Below are 23,001 nucleotides of genomic sequence, written 5' to 3' on the forward strand. Positions count from 1 at the left end.
GATATAGATATCAATGGGATTTGAAAAAGATGACTCCTGTTCAATACAGAAACCATCTTAATAATTTAGTATAGTTTTTTTCAAATTGTCCTTGACAAAGGGTACAGATTATAGCGAGTTTATGTTTTTAGCAGATTAATTAAAAATAAAATTAGTAGTTCTTAGCGAAGTGACTGCATTAATAGTAATATATACTTTTTTTTATTATAGTATGAATTTTTCTGGGAGAGGCACAAAATAAGAAGAGCAGAAACATTGAAATTCCATTTAAAATTCTTCTTTTGCAAATATAAAATTTTATATTTTCAAAAGATTAGAATTTCTTAATGGAATTTCACGTTTCAAACTCTTATTTTGTGCCTCTCAGGAAAAACTCATACTTGTTTACACTATTCGCAATGAAATAATTTTCTAGCAAATTTTACAGTTTGAGTTGCATCTTTTGCATAATAATCTGCGCCTATCATTTTTGCATACTCTTCATTTAAAACTGCGCCTCCAACAAGAACGGTGCAATCCAAATTATTGTCTCGAAGTGCCTTTATTGTTTCTCCCATACTTCTAACTGTTGTGGTCATAAGTGCACTTAAACCAACTAATTTAATATTTCCACTACGTACTGCCTCAACTACAACATCTTCGTGTACATCTTTACCAAGGTCTATTACATCAAAACCATAATTCTCGAGTAAGATTTTAACTATATTTTTACCTATATCATGAATATCGCCTCTAACAGTTGCGAGTACAATGCTACCTTTGCTAATCTTTTTATCTGTACTTGTCATCATTTTTTCTTTAATTATCTCAAAAGATTTTTTCACTGTTTCTGCTGATTGTAATAACTGGGGAAGAAATATTTCTCCACTTTCATATTTTTGACCTACTATATCAAGGGAAGGTATTAAGTAGGTATTTACTACTTCCATTTCAGTCATAGTTTTTAGGAGTTCTTTTGTTGTTTTTGAGGCCTCTTCCTTCATGCCATCAATAATAATGGCGCTTAAATCTTTAACTACTGATGTTTCAATAGTGACTGGTTTTCCCTCAAATGATGAATAATTTTTTATATATTTTGTTGAAGCAATATCTTTATTCCATAATACATTAAATGCATCAATTGTTGACGTCATATCAACAGACAGAGGATTGAGTATTGGTGCATCAAGCCCAGCAGTTAATGCTGCGGCAAGGAAAGTCCTATTTAACATTCCTCTTTGTGGTAATCCAAAGGATACATTACTTACACCAAGAGTAGTTTTAACACCTAGTGTGCTTTTAACAAGCTGGACTGCCCTTATAGTTTCTTTAACCTCACTTTGCTGAGCGGATGCAGTTAACACAAGACAATCTATTATAATATCTGACTTATCTATTCCATATTCCTCTGCCCTCTGAATAATTCTTTGCGCTACTTTAAGTCTACCCTCAGCGGTACTAGGAATACCATCCTCATCGATAGTGAGTCCGATTACACATGCACCATACTTTTTAACTATTGGGAATATGGCGTCCATTACTTCGTCCTTACCATTAACAGAATTTATTAGCGGTTTTCCATTATAGATTCTAACTGCTGACTCAATTACATCGGGTCTAACACTATCAATTTGAAGTGGAAGATTTATTATGCTTTGTATTTCTTTTATAACATTTATCATAACTTCTTTTTCGTCAATTTCAGGAAGACCAACATTTACATCGAGTATATGTGCTCCTGCATCTCTTTGATTAATAGCCTCTGTAAGTATATAGTCAAGATTGTTGCTTTTTAATGCTTCTTTAAGTTTTTTCTTGCCTGTAGGGTTTATTCTCTCACCGATAATTTTAACTTCTTCTCCAAGAACTACTGTAAGGGAAGGTGAACTAACTGCTGTAAATTTTTTAACATTACGTTTTACAGGTTTTAGCTGGGCGATTACATTCTTTATAGCTATTATGTGGTCACTAGTGGTTCCACAACATCCGCCTAAAATTGTAACACCCATTTCAGTCATGATTTTTGCGTACTCGGCAAATTCATGTGCATCAACATCATAAACTGCATCTCCATTTTTAAGTTTAGGAAGGCCTGCATTAGGTTGAACTATAACTGGAATACTGGAGTACTTAAGAATTTCAGTAATTATTGGAAGCATTTCATTTGGTCCAAGAGAACAATTTACTCCGAGAGCATCTATCCCAAAGCTTTGAAGAACATTTACCATTGTTATTGGGTCCGTGCCAGTTAATGTTCTACCATCATCTTGATATGACATTGTACATATTACGGGAATGCTACAATTTTCTTTTGCTGCAAGAATAGCGGCCTTTGCCTCATAAATATCTGACATTGTCTCAATAAGGATTATATCAACGCCTTCCCTAGCGCCTATTTTAATTTGTTCTGCAAAAGTTTCGTATGCGTCATTAAATGATAAAGTTCCAAGTGGCTCCATTAATTGACCAATAGGACCGATATCAAGTGCAACAAGTTTATCACCGGCGGCTTTTCTTGCAATTTTAACAGCACTTGTTACAATTTGTTCTACAGTATATGAAGTATTTTTAAGCTTATATCTATTTGCACCAAAAGTATTAGTAGTAATAACATCGCTTCCAGCAGTAAGGTATTCACTATGTATCTTTTCGATGATTTCCGGGTGGATTACATTATAACTTTCTGGTAATTCGCCTCTTTGAATTCCATACTTGTGAAGCATTGTACCCATAGCACCATCAAATAATAGAAAATTATTAAAATTTATTTTATTACACACAATATCCACCAACCTTTCTAAATTCACATCCTACGTTTTTACAACTCTCACAACCGGTATGAGATTTAAAATTTTTAACTTTACTAAGTCCTATAAGTGCGGTTACTGATTTCCTTGGTAACATAATACTATTTTCAGTAATAGTAAGTCCTATTTTTTTATAAGCATCCAAAACATTTAATATTTCTGCTCCATTAGCTATAGAAAAGTCTCCATAGCCTGGGCTATATCTAGTTGTGATATATAAATTATCTTGTAAGGCATTTTTCATGATTTTATCTTGCAGCTCATCACATATATATTCAATTGCTGTGCTTGCGCAGGCATCCATAATTACACCTTTTGTAATATTAAATCTTGAGTAATATGCTAATTTGATATCAACAGCTGACCCTAAGGTAGCAGCCATAACAGCGCATTTAACAGAGTTTACAAGGAGATCTTTTATGTCTTTATCTTTTAAAACTAAAGTGCTACCAATGAGTAATAGTTCATCGTTATTTCTTTCAATATCAAAGATTTCATAAACTGAACTAGGTTTACTTATATCTATAATTTCATAACAACATTCATCAACTAAATCCATCATTTTCCTATCAATTTCTTGGTTTTTATATCCTAAATATCTTAATACTTCTTTTTTATCAATTACCATAGTAGTCTCCAATCAGTTTTATACTAGAATAAAGTATAAATAAAATAATTGCAAATATATTCTTTTATTATATATTATAATGATTTAATAATATGTATTATGTTTTAATTTGTATTGACAATTAATTCTAAGTGAGTTAAAATAAAAAACAAACAAAAACTTAATAAATATCTTATTTAGAGAGGTGGAGGGACTGGCCCTATGAAACCCGACAACCGACATTCATTTTTGAATGTAACGGTGTCAATTCCTGCAGAACGAAGTTCTGAGTAATAAGAAGATCAGTTTTTTACGAATGTAATATAGAAAACTGCTTTCTTACTTGAAAGCAGTTTTTGTTATATAAAAATAGAGGGAAATGTTAGTAACGAAGTGAAATTATAAATATTTTAAATTATAAGAAATCTTAATTAAAAAAATTATTAAAAGGAGTGTTAATATGAAGTATATTGTAGTACTGGGAGATGGGATGGCAGATTATCCTGTGAAGGAGCTTGCGTGCAAAACACCACTTCAATACGCTAATACACCTACTATGGATTATATGGCAAAGCGTGGTACTCTAGGAATGGTTAAAACTGTACCCCAAGGTATGCCTGCAGGAAGTGATACAGCAAACATGGCTGTTTTTGGATATGACCCATTTGTATATTATAGCGGTCGTTCACCATTTGAAGCGGCAAGTATGGGTGTTCCAATGTTAGATACTGACATAACCTTTAGATGTAATCTGGTAACAGTCTCAAGTGATGAACCGTTTGAGGAAAAGATTATGATTGACCATAGTTCCGATGAAATTACAACTGAGGAGGCAGGGGTACTAATAAAAGCATTAAGTGATTATTTAGGTACGCAGGAAATAAAATTCTACCCTGGTATTAGCTATAGGCATCTTATTATATGGGACAATGGTCCATATGAGTGGAAACTTACACCACCTCACGATATATTAGGTCAAAAGGTAAAAGAATATATGCCTAAGGGACCAGGTAGTGAAATAATAGAGGAAATGACAAAGAAAAGTTATAAATTTTTATCTGAGCATGATATAAACAAAAAAAGAGTTGCAAGGGGGCTTAAACCAGCAAATTCAATTTGGGTTTGGGGTGAAGGAAAGAAACCACTTCTATCAAGTTTCTATAAAAAGTATAATTTAAAAGGTTCAGTAATTTCTGCTGTTGATTTGATAAAAGGCATAGGGATGTGTGCAGGTATGGATGTTATTGATGTAGAGGGCGCCACTGGAAACATTCATACTAATTTTATAGGTAAAGCAAAAGCAGCTCTTAGTGAAATGGCAAAGGGGAATGATTTTGTGTATGTCCATGTTGAAGCTCCTGATGAGTGTGGTCATAGATATGAAATAGAAAACAAATATAAAGCTATAGAGTTTATAGACAACCAAATAGTTAAGGTTATTAAAGATGAAATGGATAGATTAGGTGAAGATTATAAAATGATAATACTTCCGGATCATCCAACACCGCTATCACTTAGAACTCATACAAGCGAACCAGTTCCATTTTTAATATATCAAAGCAATGACGAAAAGGATAATATTAATGGTGACTATAATGAATTTACAGCAAATGAAACAGGGCTATATTTTCCAGAAGGATATAAGCTAATGGATTATTTTATAAAAGGAACTATATAAAACAGATATATATAAATAGGGTGTAGATATAAGGGATATATAATTAGGAGGAATAATATTATGGAGCAAATATATTATAAAAGTACAAGAGGAAACGAGAAACTAGTAAAATCAGCAGAAGCTATAGCAAGAGGATTAAGCGATGATGGAGGTCTTTTTGTACCAACATCTATACCTAAGTTAACAGTTGAACTTAACGAATTAAAAAATATGAACTATAAAGAATTAGCATTTACTATAATGAAGGAATTCTTAACTGATTATGATGAAAAAGATTTGTTAGAGTCAATTGACAAGGCATATGATGAAAAGTTTGATACGGGCATTATCGCGCCACTTGTAAAGCATGGACAATCATACTTTTTAGAGTTATATCATGGGCCAACTTTAGCATTTAAGGATATGGCATTATCGATATTACCTTATTTATTGAAAAATGCAGTTAAAAAATTAAACATTAACAAAGAAATGGTTATTCTTACTGCAACATCTGGTGATACAGGAAAAGCAGCACTAGAAGGTTTTGCAAATGTACCAGGCACAAAGATAATAGTGTTTTTTCCACAAGAAGGTGTTAGCGAAATTCAAAAAAGACAGATGTTAACTCAAACTGGTGATAATACTTTTGTTATAGGTATTGAAGGAAACTTTGATGATGCACAAAATGGAGTTAAGCAGATGCTTACAGATGAGAATCTTCTTAAATCACTAGAGGAAAATAATAAAATGTTCTCATCAGCGAATTCAATTAATATAGGAAGATTAATACCACAAGTTGTATATTATTTTTATGCATATACTCAACTCTGTAATAGTGGTGAGATTAATACCGGAGATGCAATAAATTTTTGTGTTCCTACAGGAAATTTTGGTAATATATTAGCAGGATATTATGCAAAGAGAATGGGACTTCCAATTAAAAAACTTATATGTGCTTCAAATGAAAATAAAGTTTTATTTGATTTTATAAATACTGGAATATACGACAGGCAAAGGGACTTTGTAATAACTATGTCGCCCTCAATGGATATATTAATTTCAAGCAACCTTGAAAGACTTCTATACGCTATGAGTGGGGAAGATTCAAAGAAGATAAAAAACCTTATGGATAAGCTTAAATCAGATGGTAAATATGAGATCGATGATAATATGAAAAAAGAGCTACAGGACTTCTTTGGAGGTTATGCGACAGAAGAAGATACAGCGCACGCAATAACTGAAGTTTATAAAAATACTAATTATGTAATTGATACACATACTGCAGTTTCTTATGCGGTATATCAAAAATACTTAGAAACAACAAAGGATAGTACAAAGACAGTTATTGTCTCCACTGCAAGCCCTTATAAATTTACACCAGACGTTATGAAGTCAATAGATGCAAAATATATAGGATTAAATGATTTTGAATTAATTAAGGAGCTCAGTAAAATAACAAAGGGTGATATTCCAGTAGGAATAAAAGATTTAGAAACAAGGCCTGTTCTTCACAAAACTGTTTGTGAAAAAGATGAGATGCAAATACAAATTGAAAAGATACTCAAAATATAATTAATGGTTTTTGATCGGCATCACGGATAGTTGGTTAGGAAAGGAGAATTTAGCATGGAAAAGGTAAAAATAGCTATTTTAGGTTTTGGAAATGTTGGAACAGGTGTATGGAAAATACTACTTGAAAATAAAAAAGAGATAATGAAACGTTCGAATTATGAAATAGAGGTTTCTAAAATACTTGTACAAAATATAGATAAAAAAAGAGATATTGAACTTCCAAGTGGAGTATTAACAGATAATATAAATGATATTATAAATGATGATAGTATAAAAATTGTAGTTGAACTTGTTGGTGGACGCGAGGAAGCCATGGAATATATGATACGTGCAATGAAAGCTAAAAAACATGTTGTAACTGCGAACAAATTAGTTATTGCAAACTATGGAAAAGAGTTATTTGAAACAGCGGATCAGGAAGATGTATTATTTTATTATGAGGCAAGTGTGGCTGGTGGAATACCAATAATACGTGAAATCAAGGAAAGTCTTACAGCAAATAGAATTGAGCAGATAATTGGAATTATAAATGGGACTACTAATTATATATTAAGTAAAATGACTACAGATGGAAGTAGTTTTGATGAGGCATTAAAAGAGGCTCAAGATTTGGGATTTGCGGAGGCTGACCCAACTTCTGATGTTGATGGTTATGATGCTGTCTATAAGCTTGCTATAATGGCTTCACTATCATTTGGAACAGATGTTGATCATGATTCTATTTATAGGGAAGGAATAAGAAATATCAGCGATATAGATATAGAATATGCAAAGAAATTTGGTTACACTATAAAACTTTTAGCAATTGCAAAGGAAGAAAATAATAAATTAGAGCTAAGAGTACATCCAACATTAGTACCATCTAATCACCCAATGGCAAATGTAAATGATGCCTTTAATGCAATTTTAATAAAAGGAAATGCAGTTGGAGAATTAATGTTATATGGAAAAGGTGCAGGAGATTTACCAACTGGAAGTGCAGTTGTAGGTGATATAATATCAATATTAAGAAACAATGTAAAACCATCTGACTTAAAGATTTTAAATGATGAAAAAGATTTTAAAGAAGTTAAGAAATGGGAAGAAAATGAATCGGAATTTTATATAAGACTTGATTTTAAAGATAAAGCAGGAGTACTTGGCGATACAGCAAAAATATTTGGTAAAAATAATGTTAGTATTGTATCAATTACCCAAGAGGTAGAACATCAAGATCATGCAACATTAGCATTTATTACACATAAAAGTGTAGAAAAAAACATAAGACATTCACTAGAACAAATAATGGAACTAGAAAACATTAATAAGGTAGAAAGCATTATAAGGATTGAATCATTTAAATAGGTATAGTAGTAATACAAATAAATCCTCTTAAATTTGATTTTATATATTAAAACATTAGTTACAATCTATAACGTTTTTAAGAGGATTTTTATTATTTTAAAAAACTAATTATTAGACACTATTTTTTTAGAGTTGGGTTTTAAGTCGTATATTTCAGAAGATCTTTTTCCTTTAAAAGTTACACTATTCTTAAGTTCGTTATAACTTAACCTACTAGAAATTATATATAAAGGCCTATTTTTTTCTGGTAATGAATTAAGCGCATCACATACTTTTCTATCAATTAGCCTAAAATCTTCAGTGTGAACTGGAAGGTCTATATTTGTAATTTTTCTAAGTATTCTATAAAAGGCACTAGCTGTGAATTTTTTTAAAAAGGTTTTGCGGCCACTCTTAACTCTTTTGCCGTATACAATCTCATTACCCTCTTTCCATTTTTGAATCATATCTATTATATATTCAGGGAGATTTTGAAGATCTGCTTCTATTACAATAACAGCATCGCCTAAGGCTTCTTTCATGCCTGCAGTTATTGCAGCTTGATGACCAAAGTTTCTTGAAAAATTTATTAGCTTTATATTCTTATCTTCTCTACATATATTTTCTAACATATCTCTTGTCGTGTCATTACTTCCATCATTAATAAATAAGATTTCATAAATTTCGTTTGTATTATCCATTACGGATTTTAATCTGTTATAACTTTCATTTATAACAAGTTCTTTATTATATAAAGGTACCACCACGGAATAAACAATACCATTACTCATTATTATCATTCCCTTCATTAATATTCTTTAATTTAATGTTTTGTCTTTCTCTATAGTTAAAATTATAAAGCTAAATTGTAGCACCACTATCAAATCAATATGTGAACTTTATGTGATTATATAATTTAACTTATGCAAAAAAAAGACTGCCTCGACAGGCAGCCTTTTAGGGTAATGAGATTTTTATATTTTGTTATTATAATTTATTTAAATACTACTAAACTATTCTGAAAACAGATACAGTTCCAATTGGGCCAGATAGACCTACTAATACTATACTAATAGGACCATCGGAATTGTTAACAAATCTGAAAGTTTCTCCTGCTGTTGCTGCATAAATTCTATTAGAACCAGATATTAATGGATTTGTTGCTGTAATTGATATACCAGCAACTACACCACGTAGGGATGATACTAAATCAATTTCTATAGAAACAGTTCCAGGATTTGGAGTAACAGAAATTTTCCAGTCAATTACATAAACACCTGTTGTATTAACTGTAAATACACCTGTTGCTGCATTATAACTTAAATCAGGTCCTACAATAGCTACACTATCATAAATGATAGTGCCCCCTACTGGAATTGATACTTTTGGTGTTGTTATAACACCATTTGCATAGGAATTGAAACTTGGGCCTGTAGCACCAGTTCCGCCAGTAGCACCTTGAGCCCCTTGAGCCCCTTGAGCACCTTGAGCTCCTTGATTACCTTGAGCCCCTTGAACACCTTGAGGACCTTGAGCTCCTTGATTACCTTGAGCTCCTTGAGAGCCTTGAGTTCCTTGAGCACCTTGAGTTCCTTGAGGTCCTTGAACACCTTGAGGACCTTGGGAACCTTGATTACCTTGAACACCCTGAGGACCTTGAACACCTTGAGGACCTTGAGCACCTTGAATACCTTGAGATCCCTGAGGACCTTGGGAACCTTGAACACCTTGAATACCTTGAGGTCCTTGAACACCTTGAGGACCTTGAGAACCATGAGAACCTTGAAAACCTAGAGGACCATGAGAACCTAGAGAACCAAGAACACCTTGATAACCTTGAGGACCTTGTTTACCTTGATCACCTTGATAACCTTGAGTACCTTGATCTCCTTGAGGACCTTGGGCACCCTGATTACCTTGATTACCTTGAGGACCTTGAGGACCTTGAGCTCCTCGAGCTCCTTGAGCACCTTGGGCTCCTTGAGCGCCTTGAGCACCTTGAGAACCTTGAGCGCCTTGAGAACCTTGAGCACCTTGAGAACCTTGAGGGCCTTGAGGACCAGTACGTCCAGTCGGGCCAGTAGGACCTTGAGGACCTTGAGGTCCAGTACGTCCAGTTGGGCCAGTAGGACCTTGAGGGCCTTGAGGACCAGTTGGTCCGACTATACATTTTACCTCACAAGGATGGCAAGGATCACAACAAACGTGTTTGTCACAGCAATCGTGCTTGTCACAACAATCATGTTTATCGCAACGATCATGTTTGTCATCACAATCGTGTTTTTTAGAGGTTAAATATTCATAAGAATCATCTATCTCATCTGGTTTATATTTTTTACTCAATATTGACACCTTCCCTATAAATAATATTTTCTATATTTAAATACTATTTCTTTTTTATTTAAGAAACTTACATTTTTTAGTTAATAGCTTGTACCTTCTAAGTTAATGCTTGTACTTTCTATACATAATATGCAGATATTATGTTTGTGTTAAAGAAATATATTAAAAACTAGTCAAATTTAAAATATATATTTAAATTTAAAAAATATAGATTACAATTTCAATCTATATTTTTTAAATACAACTATTCTACACTAGATAAATAAATTTTATGATTATTCAATAATCGTTCATTATTAGGATCAAGCTCAATAGCTTGATTAGAAAATTCTATGGCTTTATCTATCATATTTAAATTGTAACAGCCTAATGCTGCTAAATCATAAGGAGTGTAGTCCCAAGCTGATGCTTCGTTTGCAAAGGAAAATGATTTTTCCTTGATTTTTAATGATTCATTTGCATAATAATAAACGCTAGCCCAATCGTTTTCTTTATAAGCTAATAATGATAAGTCAACATAGGGTTCTCTTGATGATATAGACTCACCTATTGCTTTATGAAACCATTTTTTAGAGTTTAATATTTCTCCTTTTTCATAATATGATTTTGCAATAAACCTCATAGCAGAGGATCTTTCGTCTTCCCAATTTGAGGTGGGGATGTCTAAATACTTCTCTAAGGTTAAAATGCAATCATCCCAGTTACTATTAAACATATATTCGCGGCCAAGATAATATAGATTTCTACTACTATCTGGATTTTCCTCAATAGCTAATTTCAATAATGGAAGATTTAAGCTCCTGTTTTTTGTTGTATCAGGTCTGTGATTATAGACTAGTCCGGGAATATAAACTTCTTTCTCCTCCCCATCACCTAAATACTCTAAAATTTCATGTGTTGGATATATCCATTTATATCCATGTCTGGAGTGTATTCTTGACCAAGTATATTGAACAGCAGGTGATCCATCAGTATTTACGCTCCAATTATATAGATATGATCCTCTTGTGGTTTCTTTTGTCCAAACATTTTCTAAATGGTTTCTCCAACCGTCCTCAATAACATCATCAAGATCAGAGGATACACAAATATCAATATCGCTAGGTACAAACTTTAAACATTCATTTCTGGAATAATCAAATCTAAATGGAGTAGCATTTATAGAATAAACAAGCGCCCCTCTTTCTTTTAGTTTATTAATTGTATTATCTGTAGATCCTGTATCTACAACTATAACAACATCGGCATTGCTTACATGATCCATAAAGCGGTCAACAAACTTCTCTTCATTTTTACAGATTGCATAAACACAAATTTTATATTTATTACTCATTTAAAAGCCTCCCATTTAGCTATCACGCATATCATTATATGATTTTATTTAATTATAGGTTCCAAAGTTATTCGTAATAGAATAGTAAAAGCAACCAACAAATTATTGGCTGCTTTACACTATTTGATTAATTTAATAGAAAGATGATATGTATGTTTTTAACATAGAAAGGTTAGAATAAATGCTTAAGTAATAATTAGTTAGAAATTTAATTGAGGTGATATATATAAAAAAGGAAAGTATCGACTCTAAGATTGATAATATTAAAAATGGCTTAGGACTATCAGCCCCAATTAAAGTGAAAAATATATCTATGGGTGAAGATCCATCGATAAAAGGGGCTATCATATATATTGATGGACTAGTAGATAAAAATATTATTAATAGGGATATTCTTAATCCTTTGATGATTGAAATTCGGGGTTCTATAACATTAAATAGCGAGACCCCAAGTCTTTTGTGTAGTAGTTACATAACTGCTGACTGTTCAGTTATTAAAGGAAATACTCAAGAAGTTTATAGAGAAATTAAAAATGGGAATACTTTATTTGTAATTGAGAATATAGATGATTATGTAATAATTGATACAAGTGGTGGCAAAATTAGAGAAATAACGGACCCTGATAATGAAGCGTCATTGAGAGGAGCCAGGGATGGTTTTGTAGAAAACTTAGAAGTTAATATAAGTTTAATTAGAAGGAAAATAAAAGATTCAAACCTTTCAATTGAAAAACTCGTTGTTGGAAGACGGACACAAACGGATTTAGCATTAGTTTATATTAAAGATTTAGTGAATACTGAGGCTTTGGATGAGCTAAGAAAAAGAATAAGTGTAATTGATGTAGATTCGATAGTTGGCATAGGTGCATTAATGGAATTGGTAGATGAAAACCCCACCAGCATTTTTCCTATGAACTTGACTACGGAGAGGGGGGATAGAGTTACCGCAAATATTATGGAAGGTAGAATAGCTTTAATTTTAAATGGATCATCATTTGTAGTAACGACCCCTTCAGTATTTGTAGAATTTTTTCACACTGTTGAAGATTATAATGAAAGAACAATACCTGCAAATTTTATAAGACTTCTTAGAGTTTTATCGTTTTTCTTAGTAATTTCACTACCATCAATGTATTTAACGTTAATAAAATATAATGCTGAACTCATACCTGTTGAATTTGTTGTTCCCGTAGTGCAATCACGAATAGAAATATCCCTTTCACCTTTTATGGAGATACTCATACTGGAAATATTGATGGAGATTTTAAGAGAAGGGGGATTAAGGCTTCCCACAAAAATAGCACAAACTTTAAGCATAGTTGGAGGTATTATTATAGGAAATGCTGCAGTAGAATCAAAAATGGTAAGTCCAACTACTTTGCTTGTAATTGGTATCACAGTTATTGCTTCTTTTGTAATTCCTACAGTTGATATGTCTATTGCTATGAGGCTATTAAGGTTTCCTATGCTATTTTTAACTAATAGCATGGGTATGATGGGGATTGCTACAGGTTATACTTTACTTATTATTCATTTATGTTCATTGGAGAATTTTGGTGTTCCATATATGGCATTTAATAAGGATGATTTAAAGGATACCTTCATAAGGGCCCCATTTTGGAAAATGAATGCTCGTCCTTCCATTATCTCAAATAGAAATATCACAAGACAAACTAATTCTAGAAATATGTTTAGGAGAAAGAAAGATGAATAAAAAAAACAGGTTATTAACCTCTGTTGAGCTTTTTTTTATCTTGGTTGGGTGCATAATAGGCATGAGTGTAACAAGTTTGCCAGCAAATGTAGTTAGTATTGCAAAACAGGATGGGTGGATTTCAACCATTATAGGTGCAATATATCCTTTATATATTGTTCTAATTGGAGGGATAATAATAAAGAAATATCCTGATAGTAATATAATGAATTTAAGTAAAGCCTTCTTTGGAAAAATAGTAGGAAATGTTTTAAATTTGTTGTTTATGTTTCAATTTTTGTTTTATGAAGTAATGGGTCATTTCAGGTTCAAGCAACCAACTAAGAGCGTATAGTATATATTTTATTCCACATTTCAAAATGGTTATGATTTTAGCCCTTGTTGCTTTTTACGCTTCAATTAAGGGTTTAAAGGTATTAGCCAGATTTACTACAATAACATTTTTTTTATTATTAATTGTAATTTTAGCATCCACAGTAACATTTAAGTCTGCTAGTCTATTAAATGTAAAACCTTTTTTAGGAGCAGGCATCCCCAAAATTTTAGAATGGAGTATACAATCTTCATTTGCGTATGCAAATATGGAAATATTATTAGTAATTTATCCATATGTACAGGAAAAAAAGAATATATTAAAAGCTGCATTAACAAGCACTCTTGTAATAACTTTAATTTATACCTGGATAGTTTTTACATCTATATATTTTTCAGGACCTGATTTAGTCCTAAAACAATTATGGCCATTTTCATTTGTTGCTGAATCATTTAAAATACCTGTTGTAAATAACTTTAGATATGTAAACATTATTATATGGATTGTTATAGCATATAAAACAATAGCTGTTGAATTTTATGCCTCAACCAAAATACTTACCAATATTATTAAAATAAAAAGAAAATGGGTTTGTTTTTTACTATTACCGATTATTTTTGTGTTACCAATTTTTATAGATAATGAAGTAATTAGGAGAGATATTTTGAGCAAAGTTATACCTTGGATAACATCATTTAATATTGCTTACGTAACCTTAATTGCATTATTAACAATTTTAATAGATAAAAATAAGATTATTAACAAAAAAGGAGAGAAGATTATAAATGAAAAGATATAGTCTACTTATAATCTCTATTTCATGTATAATTATATATTTATTTTTCAATTCAGGTAAAGGTATTGTTTCTATAGAAAAAAGAGATATTGCTTCAGGAATATCCTTTGACATCGACAAAAATGGTCCCGTTAATGAATATAACGTTGCTGCCAGCGTATATACTTTTATCAAACCAGATGAAATATCAAGTGTTGTACTAGAAGGTATTGCTAAAAATATTCCAGACACCAGGTCAAACAGGGAAAATATCAGCAGCAAAGAATTCTTTCTTGGATTGCAGAAAGTATTTATTTTTAGCGAGGATATGGCTGCGGATGGTTTTAATGCTAGTGTAGATATACTGTTAGCTAATCAAGAGCTTAATGATTCTGCATGGGTTGTTATTTGTAAAGGCAAGGCCCTTGATATGCTAAAATTTAAAACTGTAGATTTTCCAACTGCATCTGATCATATTAACGGTATGATACAGAGCGCTCAGCAACAGAATTTTATGTCTGTCAACTATAAAATAATAGATATGCATGTAAGGGTAAATTCAGAAGGTAGGAATTTAATTGTTCCTTACTTGGATATAATAAATAACAATATTACTATAACAGGTTTGGCTGTTTTTAAGAAAGACAAGATGGTTTTACAAATACCTATGGAAGAAGCTAGGTATTTAAATTTTTTAAGAGAGAATAAAGTTAAAGGAATGCTAACAATTCAAAACGATTCACACCACTATATATCAAGTTACGGAGTGGTTAAAAGAAAAGTTCGATGTGAAAAAATAAATGGCAAATATAAATTTAATATTGATTTAGAATTCACAGGGAAGATAGTAAATAACACTATGTATATGGACCTTATGGGAAATACCAAAACATTAGAGGCGTACAGTCATGAATTAGAGGAAGAGACAAAGAAAAAGTGTTATAAATTTTTAAATAAGATGCAAAATGAGTATAAAGTAGACTGTTTAGAACTTGGTCGTGATGCTGCAGCTACCTTTGGACGAAACCCCCAAACAGATTGGGATGATGTTGTTTGTAAGGCGGATATTGTAGTTAATGTAGTGGTGAAGGTTGATAACATTGGAAGAGGTCAATTTTTATATCAAAAGGATAAAACTCAAAAGTAGTTATTAATTTTGAGTTTCCCGTTTAAAATATAGTTTATAAATTTATTCAAGCTTTTCGTAGTGTCACCTACTAAAAAAGCCATTCATATTTATAATATAAATGGCTTTAATGTTTATTTATTTTTTCTGAACTTTTTTTTGCTTAGAATTTAATCCACAGCAATCTAGTTTTTTATCGCCAAATGATTCTTTATTGGCTTTTTCCATTCCTTTTAGAAAATTATCATACCATTTTTTTAATGCGTTCATATAAAGCCTCCATTTAATGGTTCATTTTAATTCGTTATATAAATTGATTATATCTTAATTATAACATTTCTATGTGAAGAAAATATAAAGATTAGAGAAGTAAAAATGTTTATAACGGATATCTAATTGAAAAACTAACACCAACATCCCTATTTGTAACCTCTATTTCCCCATTATAATAATTTACAATCTTCTTGCAGATGGCAAGTCCAAGACCAAATTTGCCAGTTTTATCTTTGTAAAAATTGTCAAAAATATGGGATAGGTGTTCCTGTGGGATATGAGGACCATCATTATACATCGTAATTACTGCAAAGGTACCTTCTTTTTTTAAGCTTACATTTATCTGACTTTTAGCGTATCTTAGGCTATTATCTAATATATTTTCGATGGAAACCTGTATTTTATCTACATTTCCGTTTATAAGAGCTTCATCTATTCTGCAATCCCAATTAATATTATTATTAATTACTTCAAATCTATTTACAATATGGAGAAGCAACTTATGCAAATTAATTTCAATATTTTCGAAGTTATTTTCTAAAACGTAATCTAAGGTATTCAAATATAACATCTGTTTAACCTTTTTCTCAAGGCTTAGAGCCTCATCTCTTATTATTTCAGCATTTTTTTCAACGGATTCAACATACACACCATCTATGATAGCCTCCGCATGGCTCATAATTACCATAACTGGTGTTTTTAAATCGTGTGATATACTTTGCAAAAACATTTTTTCTTCTTCATCTGTGCGTCTGAGTTCTTTTTGCATCATATTCATCGAGTTTGCGAGCCTTCCAATTTCATCTTCATTTTTAACAAGGATAGGTTTTGTCCAATCTTTATGTGATATTCTAATAGTGAAATCCTCAAGTTCTTTAAGAGGTTTTGAAATATAATTTGCAACTAATTTAGAAGTTAAAAAACCAATAGCTATAAATATAATTCCTACCCAAAGCACCACATAAAGTAAGCTGTTATTTTGCATTTCTGGCATATAAGTTATTAAGAATGACTTTCCAGAAGTTCCATATTGGATAGAACTTATTATGAAAATAAATTTTTTGCCATTGTAGGAATCTTTAAATACTTTCTGAGAAAGAGTACCATCTGTAATAAAACCTGACATCCATACTTTAATATTTTTATCATATAAATTATAAGGTAAGTTGGAATTACCTGATACATTTGGTGGAATTCCGCGAACTTTATTTATATTTATAATTTCAGCAGTATTATTACTGTCTACATTAAGAATAAAATAATCACTTCCTTTTAAATTCCGATATTCGCCATCTCTAGTTGGTTGGGTAAAATTTTTAGTTTCCAGCAAATTAGCATGTGATACTTTTAGGTCTTCTGTTTTAGCCTTCTCATCTATGTTTTTAAATGCAACAAGATAGAAAAATGAGATACTTGAAATTATTATAAGTATTATTACCGTAAAAGTTGTCCATATTCTCATGGTTAATGAGTTGAATTTGAATTTAAATTTTAATTTACTCATAATTTGTATACCAATTTATAACCATATCCATACACAGTTTCTATAGTAAATTTATCAATTTTTTTTCTAAGGCGCCTTATGACATCATCAACTACTCTATCTGAGCCGAAGTAATCATCACCCCATACAGTATCGAGTATTTGTTCTCTAGAAACTAAATTGTTTTTGTTCTCAATAAAATAATAAAGTAATTCGAATTCCTTTTTAGTTAAAATAACTTCTTCACTTCCAATAAATACTGTTCGTTGTTTCTTGCTAATGCGGTATTCGCCCATATTTAAGTCGTCGCTTATTTGGTGGGTATCATCTTTATCAGTGCCATAAACTCTTTCTAAAAGCTTATTAGTTCTAATAATAAGCTCGCGAGGCAAAAATGGCTTTGATAAATAGTCATCACTACCTAGTTCAAGCCCCACAACGCGATCTAGTTCTTCATTTCTTGCAGACATAAAAATTACAGGTGTATTTTTGTTGTAAGCTTTAACAGCTTTAATAATCTCGTAACCATCAATATCTGGAAGCATTATGTCTAGTATCCAAAGGTCTGGTAAATCCTCAATTCTTGCAACTGCAGAAAGACCATTTGAAAATGTAGTTACTTCATAACCCTCACGCTCCAAGTATTTTTCAAGTAAAAGATTCAAACTGACTTCATCCTCAACCAGATATATTTTCTTTGACATAAACATCACCCCCCTTTATTAAGCATTTAGTACTATTAATTTATATTCTACCATATAATTCTCAAAACATTTTAAATTCTTTATGTAAAGATTATGTGATTTGTTAAAGAGTATAGTTTAATTAAATGACATATTATTTAAAATATTTTTGTATAATGTTAGGATGCCACAATCGGGTGAAGATGTTTATTATTAATTTGAAGGAGATAGAAATGAAAAAGTTAATTAAAAACTATAAGTCTACAATTATACTTTTATGCTGCGTAATATTTGGAGGAATTGTGGGTAGTATCATGGGTCCGAGGTCTTCCATTTTTGAACCATTTGGAAAACTATTTATAAATCTAATGTTTATGATATTAGTTCCATTAGTATTTTTTAGTGTAGCATCTGCCATGGCTAATATAAGCGGACTGAAAAGGCTACGCACAATAATGGGCAGTCTTATATTGGTATTGCTTGGAACATCACTTATTGCGGCTATTGTTGGAACAGTATGTGTACTTATTTTTAATCCTACAAGTGGTATTCATTTAGATATGTTTAAAAGTTTAATGAAAAGCGCGGTAGATACTCAAAGCAGTGAAAAAGTTTCATTTTTAAATCAAATTGTTAATACATTTACTGTTTCCGATTTTGTAGATTTATTTTCGAGAAAGAATATGTTACAACTTGTTGTATTTTCAATTATTTTTGGTGTATCTGTTTCTCTTTCTGGTGAAAAAGCGAAACCTCTTGCAAGACTTCTTGAGGCGGGCTCGGTTACCATGATGAGAATTGTTAAAATTATAATGTATTATGCACCTGTTGGTCTTGGATGTTATTTTGCCTCCATTGTTGGTCAACTTGGAAGTCAGATCTTAAATGGTTATTTGAATATATTTGTATTATATATAATTATTTCTGTAATTTATTATTTTGGGTTTTTTAGCATTTATTCATTTATAGCAGGTGGGAAAAACGCAGTAAAAATATTTTGGAAGAATGTTACTATTCCATCAGTTACAGCATTAGCTACCTGTTCAAGCGCTGCTTGCATACCAGTTAATTTAGAGGCAGTTAAAAAAATGGGCGTACCTACTGATATTGCGGAAATAGTAATTCCACTAGGAACAAATGTCCATAAAGATGGTTCTGTATTTGGTGGTGTTATAAAAATTACATTCCTAATTGGATTGTTTGGTAAGGACATGACTAGTATATCGTCCATTTTTGGGATTATTGCTGTTTCACTTCTTGTAGGGGCTGTTATGGGAGCTATTCCAAGCGGTGGAATGATTGGAGAGTTGTTAATATTAAGTGTTTATGGATTTCCACCAGAGGTGTTTCCGATTATAGCTATTGTTACTGTAATTTGTGATGCACCGGCAACACTACTTAATGCCATTGGAAACACGGTGTCGTCATTGCTAGTTACTAGGCTTGTCGAAGGGAAAAATTGGTTGATAAATTATAAGAAAACATTATAGAATTAAATATAAATTTAAACAAAGAAAGCGGCTATGAAATTTTATAGTCGCTTTCTTTGTTTTATGGAGATTCAATTATACATTAATCTATAATTAATTTGATTAAATATCTTCTATTTTACAAATTGGTAATAATGTTGGTGGGGTTAGAGCTATAAGGACTTTAGCTGGGATATCATCAAAATTCTGACAAAGATGAGGATAGGAACTATCTAGGTGAATACTATCTCCTTGTTCTAAAATTGAAGTGAAATCTCCTTGTGTTATTTTAACCCTTCCATTTATTACAGTAATGAATTCTTCGCCATCATGAGTATGAGTGCAATTGCCGGCCTGATAACCTGATGGAAGATCAACCATTAATACTTGTAACTGCCTACCAAATGCAGCTGATAATACTTCTATTTCAGGACCTTGAGCTAACTTTAATTTTGGCCTAAAGTTCTTACGTACAAGTTCTGGTTTAAATAATTGATCCTCTAGAAAGTTTTTTATTGGAATGTTAAGTGTTGAAGAAATTTTCTTAAGACTTTCTAATGAAAGAGATACTTTATCATTTTCAACTTGGCTGATAAATCCACATGACAATCCAGTTTCCTCAGCTAATTTGGAAATATTCATATCTATCTGTTGTCTGTAATTTCTAATTTTATTTCCGATGGACATTATATACAACACTCCTTAAATAGTTTAGTGATACAAAACATTATTTACTATCACTAAAAAAATATTGACACTCACAAGTATATTTGTTAATATTAAATAAATGTTAGTAATACTAATATATTATTATCTACACTAAAATGCAAGCTGAATTATATATATCAAATATAAATTGTTAAATCAGGAGGTTTCTATATGAGTATTTATGGAGTGACAAAAGGTACAGAATTTGAAGAACAAGCTGATAAAAATAGGAAAGGTGAGGAACAGGGTGCAGGAATGTATGCTGGGCTTGCATATATTGCTAAGGAAAGAGGGCTTGATGAATTATCAGAAATCCTTCTAAAAATTGCAGCAGATGAAATGCGTCATGCAGGTATATATGCAGTTCTTAATGGTAACACCAACGAAGATATTTTTGAATTCTTAAAAAAGATTGCACCAGCTGAAACCAATGCTTTTGAAAGGCTAAACCAATTTGCAAGTAGGGTACGGGAAAGTGGGCTGGAAGATGCTGCAAAGCAAATAGAAGCAATTGCAGTGGATGAACGCCGTCATGGAGAGTTACTTACGAATCTAGTTGATAAAGAGTCTAAATAAAATAATGTGTATTTAATTAAATTTAAATAAATAAATTAATAAGTGAGGTAATAATTATGAATGAAATATTGAAATTTATCGCTGATGCTAAACTATTCTATCTTGCAACTGTTGAGGGTGATAAGCCAAGAGTACGTCCATTTGGATTTGCTATGGAACATGAAGGCAAAATTTATTTTTGCACAAGTAACGAAAAGGATGTATATAAACAATTAGCTATAAATCCAAATTTTGAAATATGTACTATGTCAGATAATGGTCAGTGGATAAGATTACAAGGTAAAGCAGTATTTGATAAAAGTTTGGAAGCAAAAGCTAAAGTATTTGAAGTTATGCCAAGTTTGGCAAAAATGTATAAAACCCCAGAAAATCCTATATTTGAAGTTTTCTATATAGAAGAAGGACAAGCAACAATATATTCATTCTCAGACGCTCCAAAATTAATTACATTATAAGGAACACAATAGGCGCACTCAAACCTAACATTTATGTTAAGGAAAGGGGCGTCTATTATTTTGTCTGTTTTGTAGAGAAGTCAATTCTGTATGTTTCTATTCTTTTTATTATATGAGATAATAGTCTAAGAGCAAAGTAGCAAATTCGGATACTTTAGATTTGAACTTGTAATACTTAGGAGGGATTAGTTATGAGACTTACTAGAGAATTTTACTCTAGAGAAACTTTAATAGTTGCTAAGGATCTTTTAGGGAAAATACTTGTGCACGAGGTAAATGGAGTAATATTAAGAGGAAAGATAGTTGAAACAGAGGCATATATTGGGTCAATAGATAAGGCATGTCATGCTTATGGAGGCAAAAGGACACCTAGAGTGGAAACACTTTATGGGATTCCAGGAATAGCATACGTTTATTTTATTTATGGCATGTATCATTGCTTTAATGTAATAACAAAAGAGGAAGGTTCTCCAGAAGGAGTTTTAATTAGAGCAATTGAGCCAATAGATGAATTTAATGAAATGGCAAAGCTAAGATTTAACAAATATTATAATGAACTCACAAAAGCCCAAATAAAAAACTTAACCACAGGGCCATCTAAGTTGTGTATTGCTATGAATATAAATAAAGGAAATAACAATCAAGATTTATGTACAAGTGATCTATATATTGAAGATCCAGTGGAAAATGAGAATCTCTCAATAATAGAAGCGAAGAGGATTGGCATAAATTATGCAGAGGAAGCAATAGACTTTTTATGGAGGTTTTACATAAAAGAAAATAACTGGGTATCTGTTAAATAATGAATTAAGGAAGCTATCATGGCTTCTCTTATAATTTGGAATATTAAAATCACTCTTAATTAACATAATTAACTTCAGATGAATAATATATTAATGTAAGATTATTATTTGGAGGTATTTAAGTGGGGTATTATGTTGAAGTTGAAAAAAATGTAAAGATTTATGTGGAGGACCTCAATCCAAAGGGGGAAAAAACAATCTTATTTCTTCATGGTTGGCCTGGAAATCATAAGTTATTTGAATATCAGTTTAATCAACTTCCTAAAATGGGATATAGGTGTATTGGAATAGATCAAAGAGGATTTGGTGAATCGGATAAGCCTTTTGACGGTTATGACTATGATCGGTTATCAGATGATGTTCGAGGAGTTGTAGATGCACTCAAATTAAAAGATTTTACGCTTGCAGGGCATTCTACAGGAGGAGCAATTGCAATTAGGTATATGGCCAGACATAAAGAATATGGTGTATGCAAACTTGCTCTGTTTGCAGCAGCGGCTCCTAGTCTTATCCAGCGTCCATATTTTCCTTATGGACTGCCAAAACAAGCTGTGGATGATATCATAAAAGGGACATATAATGATAGACCTAATATGCTTAGGGGCTTTGGAGACATATTTTACTTCCAACATAAAACTGGGGCATTCTCAGATTGGGTTTTTAAGTTAGGACTTCAGGCATCGAGTTGGGGAACGGCAGCCACTGCAAATACGTGGTTAGATGAGGAACGTTTGTTTTATGATCTTGGAATGATTAGTGTTCCTACATTAATAATTCATGGTATTCATGATAAAGTTTGCCTGTTTCCACTTGGTCAAGCACAAAATCAAGGTATTAAGAATTCAAGACTTGTGCCATTTGAATTCAGTGGTCACGCGTCGTTTTTTGATGAGAAAGATAGATTTAACAGTGTATTGGCTTCTTTTATCGAAGAATAAAGCTTCAATCTAAAGTGCATATTAAGTATATTAAAATAAAAACTAACATGAGAATTAATTCTCA

20 protein-coding genes, 1 pseudogene and 1 riboswitch are annotated in these 23,001 nt (G+C 31.6%); of the genes and pseudogenes, 12 read left to right on the plus strand and 9 right to left on the minus strand.

What is annotated here, in order from left to right:
- Positions 1-389 precede the first annotated feature (389 nt).
- A complete protein-coding gene (locus KPL55_RS22195) occupies positions 390-2,786 on the minus strand; it encodes a homocysteine S-methyltransferase family protein (protein WP_216308947.1) in 2,397 nt (798 codons plus the stop codon).
- The gene (locus KPL55_RS22200; protein ID WP_216308948.1) at positions 2,752-3,414 is read right to left on the minus strand and encodes a vitamin B12 dependent-methionine synthase activation domain-containing protein; all 663 of its coding nucleotides are present in this window, start codon (positions 3,412-3,414) and stop codon (positions 2,752-2,754) included. Before KPL55_RS22200 ends, KPL55_RS22195 begins: the two co-directional genes overlap by 35 nt.
- A gap of 169 nt (positions 3,415-3,583) precedes the next feature.
- Positions 3,584-3,693: riboswitch (SAM riboswitch) on the plus strand.
- Between the two features lie 160 nt (positions 3,694-3,853).
- On the opposite strand from KPL55_RS22200, the gene KPL55_RS22205 reads away from it, so the two are divergent.
- From KPL55_RS22205 to KPL55_RS22215, 3 genes are read left to right on the plus strand one after another with little or no spacing between them, the layout of a single operon-like run.
- Positions 3,854-5,071: a cofactor-independent phosphoglycerate mutase gene (locus KPL55_RS22205; protein ID WP_216308949.1), complete on the plus strand. Its 1,218-nt coding sequence runs from the start codon at positions 3,854-3,856 to the stop codon at positions 5,069-5,071.
- A gap of 60 nt (positions 5,072-5,131) precedes the next feature.
- On the plus strand, positions 5,132-6,622 hold the full coding sequence (gene thrC, locus KPL55_RS22210) for a threonine synthase (protein ID WP_216308950.1): 1,491 nt from the start codon (positions 5,132-5,134) through the stop codon (positions 6,620-6,622).
- Between the two features lie 54 nt (positions 6,623-6,676).
- A complete protein-coding gene (locus tag KPL55_RS22215) occupies positions 6,677-7,966 on the plus strand; it encodes a homoserine dehydrogenase (protein ID WP_216308951.1) in 1,290 nt (429 codons plus the stop codon).
- 194 nt (positions 7,967-8,160) lie between these two features.
- Here KPL55_RS22215 and KPL55_RS22220 read toward each other — a convergent pair.
- From KPL55_RS22220 to KPL55_RS22230, 3 genes and pseudogenes are all read right to left on the minus strand, one after another.
- A pseudogene (locus KPL55_RS22220) lies at positions 8,161-8,736 on the minus strand (glycosyltransferase family 2 protein); the annotation flags it as partial.
- 217 nt (positions 8,737-8,953) lie between these two features.
- Positions 8,954-10,288, minus strand: coding sequence for a collagen-like domain-containing protein (locus KPL55_RS26130; protein WP_246599744.1), 1,335 nt, complete (start codon positions 10,286-10,288; stop codon positions 8,954-8,956).
- Positions 10,289-10,532: 244 nt separating this feature from the next.
- A complete protein-coding gene (locus tag KPL55_RS22230; protein ID WP_216308952.1) occupies positions 10,533-11,621 on the minus strand; it encodes a tetratricopeptide repeat-containing glycosyltransferase in 1,089 nt (362 codons plus the stop codon).
- 217 nt (positions 11,622-11,838) lie between these two features.
- Between KPL55_RS22230 and KPL55_RS22235 the strand changes: the two genes are divergently transcribed.
- The 4 genes from KPL55_RS22235 to KPL55_RS22250 are packed head-to-tail and all read left to right on the plus strand — an operon-like array spanning position 11,839 to position 15,570.
- Complete coding sequence (locus KPL55_RS22235; protein ID WP_312887367.1) at positions 11,839-13,335, plus strand: spore germination protein; 1,497 nt, start codon at positions 11,839-11,841, stop codon at positions 13,333-13,335.
- Positions 13,328-13,669: a GerAB/ArcD/ProY family transporter gene (locus tag KPL55_RS26440; protein ID WP_216308953.1), complete on the plus strand. Its 342-nt coding sequence runs from the start codon at positions 13,328-13,330 to the stop codon at positions 13,667-13,669. Before KPL55_RS22235 ends, KPL55_RS26440 begins: the two co-directional genes overlap by 8 nt.
- A 31-nt stretch (positions 13,670-13,700) precedes the next feature.
- On the plus strand, positions 13,701-14,447 hold the full coding sequence (locus KPL55_RS22245; RefSeq protein ID WP_281418900.1) for a GerAB/ArcD/ProY family transporter: 747 nt from the start codon (positions 13,701-13,703) through the stop codon (positions 14,445-14,447).
- On the plus strand, positions 14,434-15,570 hold the full coding sequence (locus KPL55_RS22250) for a Ger(x)C family spore germination protein (protein WP_216308955.1): 1,137 nt from the start codon (positions 14,434-14,436) through the stop codon (positions 15,568-15,570). Before KPL55_RS22245 ends, KPL55_RS22250 begins: the two co-directional genes overlap by 14 nt.
- A gap of 117 nt (positions 15,571-15,687) precedes the next feature.
- Here KPL55_RS22250 and KPL55_RS26445 read toward each other — a convergent pair whose 3' ends face one another.
- The 3 genes from KPL55_RS26445 to KPL55_RS22260 form a co-directional block, all read right to left on the minus strand.
- A complete protein-coding gene (locus KPL55_RS26445; RefSeq protein ID WP_281418901.1) occupies positions 15,688-15,819 on the minus strand; it encodes an LDCC motif putative metal-binding protein in 132 nt (43 codons plus the stop codon).
- 109 nt (positions 15,820-15,928) lie between these two features.
- Positions 15,929-17,326, minus strand: coding sequence for a HAMP domain-containing sensor histidine kinase (locus KPL55_RS22255; protein ID WP_216308956.1), 1,398 nt, complete (start codon positions 17,324-17,326; stop codon positions 15,929-15,931).
- Positions 17,323-18,009, minus strand: a complete 687-nt coding sequence (locus KPL55_RS22260; RefSeq protein ID WP_216308957.1) for a response regulator transcription factor — start codon at positions 18,007-18,009, stop codon at positions 17,323-17,325. Before KPL55_RS22260 ends, KPL55_RS22255 begins: the two co-directional genes overlap by 4 nt.
- A 212-nt stretch (positions 18,010-18,221) precedes the next feature.
- Between KPL55_RS22260 and KPL55_RS22265 the strand changes: the two genes are divergently transcribed.
- Complete coding sequence (locus KPL55_RS22265; RefSeq protein WP_216308958.1) at positions 18,222-19,478, plus strand: dicarboxylate/amino acid:cation symporter; 1,257 nt, start codon at positions 18,222-18,224, stop codon at positions 19,476-19,478.
- Between the two features lie 102 nt (positions 19,479-19,580).
- Here the strand turns inward: KPL55_RS22265 and KPL55_RS22270 are convergent, their stop codons facing one another.
- Positions 19,581-20,144 (minus strand): helix-turn-helix domain-containing protein, encoded by a 564-nt coding sequence (locus KPL55_RS22270; RefSeq protein WP_216308959.1) that lies wholly within the window; start codon positions 20,142-20,144, stop codon positions 19,581-19,583.
- A gap of 192 nt (positions 20,145-20,336) precedes the next feature.
- On the opposite strand from KPL55_RS22270, the gene KPL55_RS22275 reads away from it, so the two are divergent.
- The 4 genes from KPL55_RS22275 (at position 20,337) to KPL55_RS22290 (ending at position 22,937) form a co-directional block, all read left to right on the plus strand.
- Positions 20,337-20,741, plus strand: a complete 405-nt coding sequence (locus KPL55_RS22275) for a ferritin family protein (protein WP_216308960.1) — start codon at positions 20,337-20,339, stop codon at positions 20,739-20,741.
- A gap of 56 nt (positions 20,742-20,797) precedes the next feature.
- Complete coding sequence (locus tag KPL55_RS22280) at positions 20,798-21,196, plus strand: pyridoxamine 5'-phosphate oxidase family protein (protein ID WP_216308961.1); 399 nt, start codon at positions 20,798-20,800, stop codon at positions 21,194-21,196.
- A 191-nt stretch (positions 21,197-21,387) separates the two neighbouring features.
- Positions 21,388-21,999: a DNA-3-methyladenine glycosylase gene (locus tag KPL55_RS22285; protein WP_216308962.1), complete on the plus strand. Its 612-nt coding sequence runs from the start codon at positions 21,388-21,390 to the stop codon at positions 21,997-21,999.
- A 122-nt stretch (positions 22,000-22,121) separates the two neighbouring features.
- The gene (locus tag KPL55_RS22290) at positions 22,122-22,937 is read left to right on the plus strand and encodes an alpha/beta fold hydrolase (RefSeq protein ID WP_216308963.1); all 816 of its coding nucleotides are present in this window, start codon (positions 22,122-22,124) and stop codon (positions 22,935-22,937) included.
- The last annotated feature ends 64 nt before the right edge of the window (positions 22,938-23,001 follow it).

Source organism: Clostridium lacusfryxellense, from assembly GCF_018861735.1.
GTDB lineage: Bacteria > Bacillota > Clostridia > Clostridiales > Clostridiaceae > Clostridium_AD > Clostridium_AD lacusfryxellense.